Origin of the sequence: Photobacterium sanctipauli, from assembly GCF_003026495.1 — a bacterium.
In the GTDB taxonomy this organism is placed as follows: domain Bacteria; phylum Pseudomonadota; class Gammaproteobacteria; order Enterobacterales; family Vibrionaceae; genus Photobacterium; species Photobacterium sanctipauli.
The window spans coordinates 58,545-71,671 of record NZ_PYMA01000018.1; the positions used below are offsets into that span (position 1 = coordinate 58,545).

General features: G+C 42.3%; 11 protein-coding genes. 5 read left to right on the plus strand and 6 right to left on the minus strand.

The annotated features are described in order from the left end of the window. The first annotated feature begins 135 nt into the window (after positions 1-135). From C9I98_RS21710 to C9I98_RS21720, 3 genes are all read left to right on the plus strand, one after another. Positions 136-1,239, plus strand: coding sequence for a ParA family protein (locus C9I98_RS21710; RefSeq protein ID WP_107272475.1), 1,104 nt, complete (start codon positions 136-138; stop codon positions 1,237-1,239). A gap of 1 nt (position 1,240) precedes the next feature. After that, positions 1,241-1,930: a RelA/SpoT domain-containing protein gene (locus C9I98_RS21715; RefSeq protein ID WP_036818137.1), complete on the plus strand. Its 690-nt coding sequence runs from the start codon at positions 1,241-1,243 to the stop codon at positions 1,928-1,930. A gap of 863 nt (positions 1,931-2,793) precedes the next feature. Then, positions 2,794-3,261 carry a hypothetical protein gene (locus C9I98_RS21720; protein WP_051901942.1) on the plus strand — a complete coding sequence of 156 codons (468 nt, stop codon included), beginning with the start codon at positions 2,794-2,796 and terminating at the stop codon, positions 3,259-3,261. Positions 3,262-3,494: 233 nt separating this feature from the next. Here C9I98_RS21720 and C9I98_RS21725 read toward each other — a convergent pair whose 3' ends face one another. From C9I98_RS21725 to cspE (C9I98_RS21740), 4 genes are all read right to left on the minus strand, one after another. Continuing rightward, positions 3,495-5,936 (minus strand): hybrid sensor histidine kinase/response regulator, encoded by a 2,442-nt coding sequence (locus C9I98_RS21725; RefSeq protein ID WP_036818135.1) that lies wholly within the window; start codon positions 5,934-5,936, stop codon positions 3,495-3,497. 239 nt (positions 5,937-6,175) lie between these two features. Continuing rightward, entirely contained in the window at positions 6,176-6,916 is a 741-nt protein-coding gene (locus tag C9I98_RS21730) for a prephenate dehydratase domain-containing protein (protein WP_036818132.1), read from the minus strand. Positions 6,917-7,270: 354 nt separating this feature from the next. Further along, positions 7,271-7,480, minus strand: a complete 210-nt coding sequence (gene cspE / locus C9I98_RS21735; protein WP_036830632.1) for a transcription antiterminator/RNA stability regulator CspE — start codon at positions 7,478-7,480, stop codon at positions 7,271-7,273. A 489-nt stretch (positions 7,481-7,969) separates the two neighbouring features. Further along, positions 7,970-8,179 (minus strand): transcription antiterminator/RNA stability regulator CspE, encoded by a 210-nt coding sequence (gene cspE, locus C9I98_RS21740; protein ID WP_036824165.1) that lies wholly within the window; start codon positions 8,177-8,179, stop codon positions 7,970-7,972. A 466-nt stretch (positions 8,180-8,645) separates the two neighbouring features. Between cspE (C9I98_RS21740) and C9I98_RS21745 the strand changes: the two genes are divergently transcribed. Next, positions 8,646-8,954 carry a DUF496 family protein gene (locus C9I98_RS21745; protein ID WP_036824163.1) on the plus strand — a complete coding sequence of 103 codons (309 nt, stop codon included), beginning with the start codon at positions 8,646-8,648 and terminating at the stop codon, positions 8,952-8,954. 180 nt (positions 8,955-9,134) lie between these two features. Then, positions 9,135-10,532, plus strand: coding sequence for a MipA/OmpV family protein (locus C9I98_RS21750; protein ID WP_245907220.1), 1,398 nt, complete (start codon positions 9,135-9,137; stop codon positions 10,530-10,532). A 72-nt stretch (positions 10,533-10,604) separates the two neighbouring features. Here C9I98_RS21750 and C9I98_RS21755 read toward each other — a convergent pair whose 3' ends face one another. Both C9I98_RS21755 and rsmF read right to left on the minus strand, forming a co-directional pair. After that, positions 10,605-11,195, minus strand: coding sequence for an FMN-dependent NADH-azoreductase (locus C9I98_RS21755; RefSeq protein WP_107272476.1), 591 nt, complete (start codon positions 11,193-11,195; stop codon positions 10,605-10,607). Positions 11,196-11,688: 493 nt separating this feature from the next. Next, positions 11,689-13,119, minus strand: coding sequence for a 16S rRNA (cytosine(1407)-C(5))-methyltransferase RsmF (gene rsmF / locus C9I98_RS21760; protein ID WP_036832813.1), 1,431 nt, complete (start codon positions 13,117-13,119; stop codon positions 11,689-11,691). Between the last annotated feature and the right edge of the window lie 8 nt (positions 13,120-13,127).

Genomic DNA, 13,127 nt, shown 5'->3' on the forward strand with positions numbered 1-13,127 from the left:
AAATTCGACAATATCAGTGTCGCTTATCATTGATAAATAGATAATAAGATCAACATATTCAGAATAATTGATTGAATAGTTTCATGTGTGTGTTGTATAACTGAGATTATTTGCGTATGAGCCTAAAGAGGTAGAATGAAGTCTATATCAGTATTTAACAATAAGGGGGGAGTAGGCAAATCAACTCTTACTCACCATTTAGGTTGTGCTCTTGGTGAGATTGGTGTTAAGACATTAATGATTGACCTAGATCCGCAGTCGAACTTGAGCCTTTTTTCACTAACAGAAGAACAAATTGAACAAATATGGAAGGATGAAGACTCATTTGTTGAGGATTTTGAGTCGGCAAAATCGAGTATAACTCCAGAGGAATTTACCAAACTTCATTCAAGTCCTAGATCTGTTCATTATATTTTGAAACCAGTTGAAGACGGGCAATCGGATGAAGAGGAGTTACCTCCACCAATTGAAGTCGGAGAAAATCTCGCTCTAATCCCTGGTCGTTTGACCCTTCATATGTTTGAAAATAAAGTTGCCAAGCAATGGAGCGAAGCATTTTTAGGAGAACCTCAAGCACTACGCACGATAACAGCTATTAGACAGCTTTGTAAAAAATACCAGGAAAAGTTTGGTTTTCAGGTTGTATTGATAGATACATCCCCTAGTCTCGGCCTTTTAAATAAAGTAATCATATCTAATTCTGATGCTTTCATTATTCCTTGTGCACCTGATATGTTCTCTGACTACGGTGTTAAAAATATTGGTAATGCATTGAGCGTATGGAGACGAGAGTTTGGAACTATGTACTCGATGCTTTCTGATTTAAAACGTATTAATTTACGTACTGGATTTGTGAAGTTATTAGGGTATACAATTTATAATGCCAAGAAGCGCGGAGACGCTCGTAATGACTTAAAAATTGCCAAAGCACATCAGAATTGGGCTCAAAAACTACCTGATACAATTACTTCTTTTGTACCAGAAGAATGTTATAGCTTTCTAGGTGATGAAGAAATTAAAACTTCTATTGGGGCTAATTCCATAATTCATGGACACGGAACAATGCCTACAATGTCTCAAAAGTACAAATTACCAATGTGGAAAGTTCCAGATTTTCCTGAATTAGGTGACGATAAAGGAACAATATCCGGTAATCGAGACGATTATGAGTCAACTCAAGAGCGTTACCATGAGTATGCTCGTGACGTTTTAAACCGATTAGATAGGGTTGTTGACTAATATGAGTACTCAAGAATTTCATAATCAAAAGGTTGTTGCAGTCGTTCAGGAGAACATGCATCACTATGAGTTGCTTAAAGACCGATTGGAATCGATCTTAGTACGAGACAAAACCCTAAAAAAACTAATTCACTCCTTGAAGTATCGCTTCAAAGATATGGATCATTTAGATGAAAAAATAACGCGGAAAAATGAAGAGCTAGATCGAAAAGGTGAACCTCTGATTACACCTGAAAACGTTTTTGACAAGATTACAGATATTGCAGGCGTAAGAGCTTTACACCTTCATATGAGTCAATTTGCTTCGATACACTCAGCGTTAATGCAATATGTTGAAAATGGTGAGTTGGCTCTATACGAGGCGCCTAAAGCATACTCTTGGGATCCTGAATATGTGCAACAATTCAGAGAGTTGGGGATTGATGCTCAACATAAAGATAGCCTCTATACCAGTGTACATTATGTGTTTAAGTTCAGACCAGACAATCCATACACTTGCGAATTACAAGTAAGAACATTGTTTGAGGAGGTTTGGGGGGAAATTGACCATACAGTCAATTATCCGGTAGCTAGTGAAAATCTAGCAATCCAAGAACAACTTAAAGTGCTAGCAAGAGTTGTGAGTGCTGGAACTCGGCTTTCAGATTCAATATTTAAGGTGCAAGCAGAAGTTACTACAAATCGTGAATGACTTCCGAAGTTTTATGCTCAGATTTTCAATATAGTACCTAACCTTTGAAACGAGAATCAACCAGATGGAGGGGCCGCAAAAGTGGCCTCTTTTACGTTCAATGCAATATTAGTATCAAACGATGGGGGCAAAAAAGGGGCAATTAAAAAACGATATAAACAACAAAAATTTATTGCTCAACCAATTGATAAGTAAGGTTTTTTAGTCTTTTTGTTGGTAGTTCAAAGAGTTGTGGGTAAGTAAGTCAGCATTCCGCCCAGTACTTTGGGTACCGCTGGTTATAGTGTTATACGGAAGGTGGCGAGCTTAGTGTCTGAAGAGAAAGTAATCTAGTTATTAGAAGTTGGTTATTGTGTGGTCTGAACCCTAAGTTGTGTCCAAATTGCGTCCTGTAATGATGGCTTGTATAAAATAAATGATTAAAAACAGTTAGTTAATTACTTGTTTGCATAATCTAGCCAAAACAGGGTTGGCTGATTGGTATCATTCATAGTCGTTTCCATAAGCCATCTAGCATGTCATCAACCTTTCCGTCGGTGATGGCCGCGATGCAAATCATAGATGGCTGTTAGTATTAGATCTTATGGCTATAAGTATCTCGTAAGTACCCTGAATGAGGCAAGGTGGAATAGGGAAAACAGTAAGAAATTAGGCGACTTTAGCTGATGTGCACTTTACATCTAAGTTGCAGTATAGCCCTGAGCGTAATCGTGATGTTTTGAATAGTGTGTCGCATAGCTGACTAAACATGACGCAAACAACTCAAATTGATATGAGATGCATCGGAAAAATCTTTAACCTCTTTATTATCCTGGACGCGTTTTAGTTACGTTAATGCTTTTAGATTCGATAGGGAAGTAGCGATGAATCAATGCTATAAGCCAGGTGATTTTTATAAATACTTTGAAGAAAATATGAGAGCGTTAGGGTTATCGGCTCCGAGAAGTTTGTTTGAAACTGCGGAGAAGGCTACTGCAACAGCGACAATATTAGTCACTGCGCTAACGCAATTAGGTAAAAATGCCACAGTTGCAGAGCTTATTGGTGCTACGACTGGTCTGGAAAAGCTTGTTGTAGTAGGTGCACTTTTTGGTGCTGGTTATGCTGGAGCCGTCGTTGGCAGTATAGTTGTTGCAAGTGGGAGAACACTGGCTTGTGGTGCATCAATAGCCGATGCTCTTTGGTATATAAGACAGAATGGAATCGATTTTCCCAATTCACTGATATTCTTTAAATCTAACCCTGAGATTTTGAATAGAGAGGCACAAAATAGAATGAAATTTAGTGCTAAATGTAAGCAAATGAATAATTATGGTTATGTTTGCAGATGAAAAAGATAGCAACACTTATTTCATTGGTTGTCTTACTTGCTACTCTTTGGATGCTATATCAACTTATTGGTGACTATCTCTATTTGATTTTCTTAATAGCGGCAATTGCTCTTTTAGTAAAGAACTCTAAAGGAGCAAAGTTCAACGATTTGCTCGATAAGTAATACTTTGCCGATTGAAAAATTATTCCCCCAGAGACAGCAAACCTGTCTCTGGAAGGGCAGTTAGAGAGTTTAACTCAACAAGCTCACTTGCTTATCCAGCTTCTCTAGTAATACATCCCGTTTAAACGGTTTTGGTAGGTAGTCGTCCATGCCGCTATCGAAACACTTCTGGATGTCATCATCCAGTATCGAAGCGGTGAGGGCAATGATGTGTTTACGTGGGAGTTGGTTGCTAGCCTCGTGCTCACGAATGGCTTCTGTAGCGCCAAAGCCATCCATGACTGGCATCATGCAATCCATCAAGATTAGCCCGATAGCGTCATGCTCGGTTTGGTAAATGTCTACGGCTTCTTGGCCATTGTTGGCAATGATGTATTCAAGCCCCATACGCTTGAGGTTAATGCAAACAACCTGTTGGTTAACTTTGTTATCTTCAACCACGAGGATTTTTTGGCTCGTCGATGACGTTGGTCGTTGAGGTTGCTGCTGTGTTACTTCATCGGCATGGTCATTTTCATAAGCGTTTTTAAGGGTGTTGCTAAGTCGCATACCAAATAGTGGCGCGGTCACAAATGCCACAACGTGGTTTGAATCGATATCGATGTTTTTGGTGTTGTCGCGAATATAAACAACCCGATGTTTTGGCTTTTGCTGTTCAACGGCTTTCAAGATAATCGGGGAGTCAACAATCACGAGTGCATCTTGGTCGATATCAGCGATTAGCGAGGTATTGCCGTCGATAATCGAGTACTGATACCCAAAGCGTGCGAGTTCTGCCACGAGTAATGGATTAGGGCTGGTGGTGCAGTATGCAATGGTAAACAGGTTGTCTTGATTCAGTGTTTGGTCGTCTTTGCTAAACTCAACCTCAAAGTAGAACTGGCTACCCGTGCCTTTGGCTGATTTGATTTTAATCTCACCGCCCATCAGTTCGATCATTTTGGACGAAATCGCAAGACCTAATCCCGTACCGCCATATTGAGCTGACGTATCCGCATTCTCTTGCCTGAACTCATCAAAAATGTGGGCTTGTTTGTCCTCGTCGATGCCAATGCCAGTATCGGTGACAGCGAAGTAAATGACTACCGAACTATCTGTTTCCGATACCTGATGCGCCGTGAAAGTAATGGCGCCTTGCTCAGTAAACTTAATGGCATTCGAAGCCAGGTTCATGAGTACCTGGCGTACTTTCTGCTCGTCGGCTTTGATGTAGTTAGGTAGGTTGTTATCTAGGTCGACAACGATATCAATGCTCTTTTGCTGCGCCTTAGGAGTGATGAGCGCAGCGGTATCAAAAATGATCTCTTTAATTGCGCTGGTGTGGGGGCATATCTCAAGGTGGCCCGATTCAATTTTAGATAAGTCCAGAATGTCATTGATTAGCATCAGCAGCGTCTGGGACGATACGTTGATCGTAGAAAGGTAGTCTTTCTGAATGGCGCTCAGTTTCGAGTCTGATAAGATCTCCGTCATACCGAGTATGCCATTGAGCGGTGTACGGATCTCATGAGACATATTGGCAAGGAAAGCGCTTTTTGCTTTGTTGGCTTGCTTCTCTTGTTCCCGAGCGTTTATCAGTGCTGTTTCCATTTTGCCGATATGGTGAACAACGTAAACCAATACAGCAATAACAGAGAAGGCCAGAGTGAACGCCGCAATTAATAGGTAGAGTTCAAAGACATTAAGCTTGGCATTAATGAGGGCTGGGGTTTCAGAGAAGAGTGTATTGAGTTTGTCTTCCAGGACATGAATGGTTTCTCGTAGATCGCCATGGCGCCCCGAGTTATGGTCATAGCCAAAGTCTTTATAGGCACTTTGCAGCGAGTAAAATGTACTTTCAAAACCAATGAAGTGCTCGTATGCAGTGGAGTCTTTGCCTGATGTGCTAATAATTTCTTGTTCTATATTGCCGAGCGTGATCGTTATTTGTTCGAGAATCCCTTCATCAAAATCAGAGAAAAACTGGAACATTAAATCTTCGGTATTCAGGGTTAATCTATCGAGCGTTGAGTTGTTAGTGTTGATGATGTCATTTTTCAATGCCAAAGAATCATCTTTTAAAGCATCAATCAGACCTTGTTGCTCGCCTTGGCCGTGAATGAGCAAGACAACGTCAGCTAACGCAGAAAACTTTTGGTTATAGGCTTTAATTGAGTCGAGTGTTGCTTGAGGATCATAGCTGGTATCGATGTTGTTTAACGCGATACTTAGGCTAATTGCCTCAAGGCTTTGCAGTAGGTCTTGATAGGCGGTTGCCATCTTTTCTTGGTATTTAGCATCGACACGGGCAATGAAGTCTTTTTCATGCCGGCGCATCATGAGCATTTCATTAGAGGCGGTGAGAATATCAGCATTGAGGGAAATGAGTTGTCCCCGCTGGGCATTCAGTTTTTGGTCGGCATAGAAGAATGCACCAAGAAAAACCAAAATGATGCCAGCACCATAAGTTAGCAGCCGTTTGATTGAGGTGGCTTTTATCGTGTTGGTTTGTTGTGATTGGGTCACTTTCATAGAAGTCCGTTTCCTTTTTGACCTTTAAAAACGTGATAGTCATTTTCACGTTAATAAAAATGTAATACTTGTTGCGCATTGTAACAACAGTTATATGTGGCAAGTTGTTATATAAGCCACAGTGATGGAAACGTTGAGGTCAAAAAGTAACCGAACGGGTAAATGTGTGCGGGTATGATTACCCGCACTGGAGATTAGTTAACGTTAGCTTGGCCTATCTGTCCGGCTAAAGCATGGGGTTACAGTTTGGCATCAAAAGCTTCTGCCTGTTGGATAACCTTGCGGAGTGCTTGCTCAGCTTCAGAGACACTTAGCGGTTGTGCACGCTTAGATACTTTCATTAAAGCAAAAAGTGTTTTGTTGTCTTGGTTATCTTGTATGGCTTTAGCCGTGACAGTAACTTGCGGATAGAGCTCCTCCAACATACAAGCACCAATAGCCGCTGTGCCGCTTGGCAGCTCGCCTGTGGCAACCATTCTGGCAGCTTCTGCTGTGCCTTTCGGGATTTCGAGCTCTTTCAGCTCACTATATTGGCCTTTCCAACGATCAATTTGTTTTAGTGCCGCTGGGTGAGAGGCTATCTGGGTCAGTGGAATATTAGCTTTTACATCAGTTTTAGAGCGTAGGACACACATCTCAATGGCGGTTCGAATGCCGGCTTGAACTTCTTCGACTTGATATTCTTGCACGGCTGCAACGGTTGCTCTAACCAAGTTACCTTCGATGGTGGAGTTTTCTAGCGCTGTGAAAGCCAGAGCTGAGTTATCTACTGCGGCGATGAAGGTTTGCAGGGGCGTACCAGAAAATACGTAGTTTGGCTTAGCTTGGTCGGTTTTCGTATACAGTGAGTTTATCGCCGCATTATTAAAACTACCTGAACTTGCTTGAACGTATACATCGTTGGCGGCAACGGAAGAAAAACTGATTACCGAAAAAGTAAGAGCGATTGAAGCGGTAAGTCCTTTAACTTGAAAAGCCATTATTATCCATCCTTGTTAAAACTGCTGTGTTTTGGTGTAAAAATTATTATACGGCGTTGTTACTGGAGACTTCATCTTGCGATATTGACATGCTGCTGTAAATTCCGACTTTTCAATTTGCTAATAGGATGGCTAAGTGAAGACTGAATATGTGTGAGTTGTCACATTATTGATATCGATACCAATATCTACAATGTAAATTATTGCTATTAAATTCAGTGATTTATGTTTTTAGGGGCGCCTTACGTGGTAATGGCTGAGTGGGGGGGAGTGAGGATGTTGCAGGTTTTCAGGCAATAAAAAAGAGCGCCCTTGGGCACTCTTTCTTCTAAGCTTTAACGCTTGGTATCTAAATTAGATACGCTCAACGTTAGCAGCCTGAGGACCTTTCTGACCTTGTTCGATGTCGAAAGATACTTTCTGGCCTTCAGCTAGAGATTTGAAACCTTCACCAGCGATAGCACGGAAGTGAACGAATACGTCAGCACCGCCGTTGTCTTGAGTGATGAAACCAAAACCTTTCTCGTCGTTAAACCACTTAACGATACCAGTTGCTTTAGACATTGTATGTCTCCTGAAAATGTATATGTAAAATCACGCTTCGTGCGTACTTAAGCCATCATAATGTATTACTTATGGACAAAAGAATTTTGAGCTCTTCAGGACAACGGCGCTAGTTGAAGCGGTGGAACGAAGTTTTCTATTTCAATTTGTGGCATAAATAGGTCTGCATTACAGGCCGGGAAACATTAAGCCACAACTGATATGGTAGGGCAAGCAAATACTAAGAATTTTAGGGATTTATGAGAAAAGTGTGACCGCTTTATCAGCTGTAACTCAACAACTTTACATAGTGATAAGAGTTTAGTTGTAAATATCACAAACTTGCTGATGGGTAGTGATATATATGGAAGACATTAAAAAATAAGGTGAAGAGTGCATTGAAAGCACAAAATTGTCGGTGTGGTGGGAATAATAATTGTGGGTTATGACATGGCAAAAAGTAAAAAAGGGCGGTTAAGCCCTTTTAACTAGACACTGAGTAAGTGCAACTTAGATTTTCTCTACGTTAGCAGCTTGTAGGCCTTTAGGGCCTTGCTCAGTCTCGTATGCAACTTTTTGACCTTCAGCTAGTGTTTTGAAGCCGTCGCCTGTAATTGCACGGAAATGAACGAATACGTCAGCACCGCCGTTATCCTGAGTGATAAAACCAAAACCTTTTTCTTCGTTAAACCACTTAACGGTACCTGTTGCTTTAGACATGTTGTCTCCTGAATATCTTACATCTGTACACGCGCCAATAACTATTTAACTGACGTAACAATTGAAGCTAAATACTCTGGACAGCCCTTACGAGCCATTACCAGATGAAGCAATTCGTTCATATTGTTGCATTCTTGCCAAACACTACTGGTCTATTCAAGATTAGGCAGCCTTATGCTAATTGCAAATACAAATTTAAGATTTTTGTGGCGATATTCACATGTTTGAATGTCGCATTGTAAAAAGTGTAATGCTGGTACTGTTTTTCTTAGGCTGGTTGATGTGTCATCTTGATGAAATCAAAGGAAAGGTTGCGCTAATTTTCAGCAATTATTCGCTGATAACTGCATTAAATCAAAGGAAAGAGGGATCTTTTTTAATTGATTAAAATGTGACTTGAGTAGCAACATGGCTTTCTGTTATAACGGGTGCAGTTAGGTTTTGTAGATTCATAAAAGGACAAATCATGAACACTATCCTAGAGCTAGTTCGTCAAACCCGTCGTAAGAACAAGCTGAAGCGCGAGATCCTAGATAACGATCGCAAAATTCGCGATAACCGTAAGCGTGTTGAGTTGCTGGAAAACCTACTTGACTACATTAAAGCTGACATGACTCACGATCAAATCGTTGAAATTGTTGAAAACATGAAAGGCGACTACGAAGATCGCGTTGATGACCACATCATCATCAGTGCTGAGCTTTCTAAAGAGCGTCGCGAAGTTAGCAAGAACGTAAAAGACCTGAAAAAAGCAGAAATTGCTAGCCAGCAGTAATTTTTACCAAGAATTGTTAAAGCCCGATATTAATCGGGCTTTTTTTATGGTTTTTTTACACTCGTACGACAATCATTAAGTTAATTGTTGTTATAAAACAGCGCTATACTAATCGTGATAATTATCATGTGTGTAAATGACGTTTGAAGAATAAAAATTGTACGATGTTGGGAGAGTTGTTTGTTTAAGCCTTTAGGATGGTTGTTGTGTTGCGTACCGCTTGTTGTGAGCGCAGAGGATGCCCAAACACAAGATGGCCCAGTTGCTGATGAGAAAGCACAAGGTTTCATTTCCGTTCATGATTTGCGTGCAAAGCGGGGGAGTGAACAGCAGTGGGGTATTGCCGCTGTTTTTAGGGGGGCGAGTATACCCTACAGTTCAGCCTATCTAGAGGGTATCAATTCTGATCCTGACCGCGATGTGAGTGATTCATCGGTATATACTTTCGTGCCTATGATGTTTTATCAAGGTGAAAGGCTATTCATTAATGGCACAGAAGGCGGCTTGAATCTCTACCGTGAAGATAATTGGGAAGTGAACCTTTTCACACGGCTTCATTTCATCGATATACCGAGTTCTGTCCAAAATGACATAGGTGGGGATACTGCTGATATGGGCCTGCAGTATAAATACCTCTGGACGGACGATACCTACACCGAGTTTGAATTATTGTCTGACCCTGATGGCCGACTCAGTTCGCAATTTACCTTGGGGTCGAAATACGGTGTCGACAACTGGCAACTAAGGCCTGAACTGTCGTTAACTTGGAAAGAGACGGCTTACAATAGTTATTACTATGGGCTAAATCGTGAGTCGGTACATGCTGGCGTGGATTTGCGCTTGGGCGTAGCTGGTAGTTACCATGTTGCATCTAACCTTTATTTGCTTGGCGGGGCGCATCTAACCTATTTTGATAAAAATGTACGCGACTCCGTTACGATGTCCAGTGATGGGCAAGCTGAAGCATTTCTTGGCTTTGGATTCTTTAATGATCAAGATAAGCCGCGTAAATCTTCTATTAGCACTAAACCCTACTTTCGGGTCGCTCATGGCAGGGCAACGCCTTCCAATATGGGAGATATCTTTTCCGGAAAGGGTGAGAAGGATGAGTTCAATAATCAGTTAACTTCAATTTTTTATGGGCACCCACTTACTGATGAACTCTTTGGCATTCCTCTAGACATTTATCTTACCCCTGGCTTTGTGTGGCATTGGAGCTCTGATGTTCAGTCGACAACCCAAGAGTATGTGATGGCGATTAAGGCGTATTACACGGTTAACTGGCCGGTGAAATGGCGCTTTGGTGTTGCAGAAGGCTTGTCGTACATTACCGATATATCGTATATCGAAGCGGCTGAAATGGAGCGTAAAGATTACGAGCCAAGTAACCTGCTCAACTATCTCGATTTCTCTTTTGACGTGAACTTGGGAGACTTGTTCAACGAGAAGTCGATGGATGGGGTTTGGGTGGGCTATAGCTTACACCACCGTTCCGCTATCTTCGAAAATGCCTCTCAGTTTGGCCGCATTAAAGGTGGTAGTAACTACAACACTATTTACGTTCAATTCGACTTCTAGTTCTTTTGAAGGGCCAACGAAACAAGCAAGCCCCACCGCATGGTGGGGCTTTGAGTATTTGGCTAGGTGTGATTAGACCGCTAGCTTCTCAAGCTCTTCTTCCGCACTCTGTACCGCTTTGCTTGCTAAGTCTTCACCCATGTTTAGTGCTTCACTGTAGACAAACTTCACGTCGGTTAGGCCAACAAAGCCTAAGATGGTTTTCAGGTAAGGCACCATAGTGTCTGTCGCGCCATCTTTATGCATACCGCCACGGGTGGTGACTACAATCACTTTTTTATCGGTTAGTAAGCCAACCGGGCCGTTTTCAGTGTAGCTGAATGTCACGCCTGCACGAGCAATCAAGTCAAACCAGTTTTTTAGCTGGGTTGGAATTGAGAAGTTGTACATTGGTGCCGCAATGACAAGGGTATCGCTGGCTTGAATTTCTGCAATTAATTGGTTGGAAAGTGCCAAAGCATCTTGCTGTTTTTGCGTCAGGTTGTCACCACCACGTAAGCCACCTGCAATTTCACCATCAAGAACAGGTAATGGTTGCGCTGCAAGGTCGCGTTCGATAACAGACTGCTTGCCTTCCCATGATTCAACAAGGTGGTCAATAAGGCCGTTAGATTGAGAGTAATCGCCTAGAATGCTTGATTTCAATACCAATAGATTTGCCATGATGTTCTCCTTAAACTTGTTAGCCATCGGGCTTGACTCTTACTATACGACTGGGCAACAACTTAAGAAAGTTGAAAAAATAGCTGAAGTTGTTCGAAAAAATCGATGTTTCTGGTTTGTTGCTTAAATTAATGATAAATAAGGGTTTAAAGTCAATTGTGCAACGTTATTTTGTTGTGGTTTCTATATTTAAGGAAGATGGTAGGAGAGTTTGTTCAGAGTAGCGGAATGTTGCTGATGCAGAGCGGTTTGGTGTGTGATGGCGGTGAAATTTAGACAAAAAATAGCCCGAAACGACTCCTGTCTCGGGCTTAGGGGAATGGCTCGTGAGAGCCTTGCGCTAACTGGTTAGTAAATGGAGATCAATTACACTATCAATGTTAGTTCAAGCAGTGCAATTTGCCAGTTTTAGCACTGAGAATGCCATTCAAGTCTGATACTTAACAAAAATTTGCTAGTGACGGCAAAAATCTGTGGCAGTTAGTTGCGGTGCCTAAATATCAAACAGGTTGGTGTCTCTAACAAGCTCGCGAGGGAGCCCATTTTTAATGCGATTACCTACCCATTTACCAATACCAATTGGGTAATCACGATAGGTTACAATCACTTCCCCTTTACCAGATAGATCTTCAGGTCGAATATCACGGCCCATAAACCATTCTTTTGCCTGCTCAGATGTAAAGGCAACAACGGTACTCTCGTTACCTTTGGCAAGCGTCATGACAGCTTCATGCTGCCAGCGATAGCCTTTTTTGTGCTGCTCAGCCAGTTTAATACCAATACGCTGGAAGCGAATTTCTTTGATCAAATCGCGAAGTTGAGAAGGGAATAACCACACCTCTTTGTCGCGCAGCCAAATGTCACTGCCTTCAGGAATAACGAGGTCAAGATCTTGCTTGATGCTGGTGGCGACCGCTTCGGCGTCTTTAGTATTGGCTTGGGCGAAAGGGAATTTACCCTTACGCTTTTTTATTGCCGGTGATTCAACAGCGGCTAACTTACGGATACGGGCAACGAAAAATCCTTCGCTGTCGTATATTTGCGGATAGACATGAAGAAAGCCTTCTTCTGTTAATGCCTTGTCTGCCCCATCAAATAAGTCAGCTAATGACTCGAATTCGACCGCATCACCAAATGTTTCTTTTAGGTGGCGACAAACACCTTGGTTTTCACTTAAGTTAAGGGTACAGGTTGAGTAGACCATCACACCGCCGGGCTTGAGGGCTTGGAAGCCACTAACGATGAGGTTACGCTGTACGGCTGCGATATCTTCAACTGACTGCAAGCTCCAGTTTTCCATCGCGTCATCATCTTTACGGATGGCGCCTTCGCCAGAGCAAGGCGCGTCGAGCAGAATAGAATCGAAGGACTCAGGCGCCCAGCTGCCAAACACACAGCCGTCGAAATGGGTTAGGGCGGCATTGTAGACACCACAACGTTGGAGGTTAGAGTGCAGTACTTTAATGCGGCTAGCAGCTAGTTCATTGGCAACCAAGGCGCCACGGTTTTTCATTGCACTGGCAATCTGCGTGGTTTTCGACCCCGGAGCTGATGCCATATCAAGCACACAGTCCAGCGCGTCATTGTCTTTGAGTAATGCAGTAACAGGCATCATAGAGCTAGCTTCTTGAATGTAGAAAAGCCCGGCCATGTGCTCGGCTGTGTTACCCAGAGAAACGCTGTCTTCGTCGTCGCGAGTGATCCAGAAACCGGTCTCGCACCATGGCACAGGTGTGAGGTGCCAACCTTTATCCGCGACACGTGCAAGGAAATCTTCAACACTGATCTTAAGCGTGTTTACTCGAATGCTGCGACGGAGCGGGGTTTTACAGATCGCGATAAACTCGTCCATGTCGAGGTGATCGGGCATGATTTGGCGAATTTGTTCAATGAAAGCGTCTGGAATGTGGATATTAGGATGCAAGGGTATAT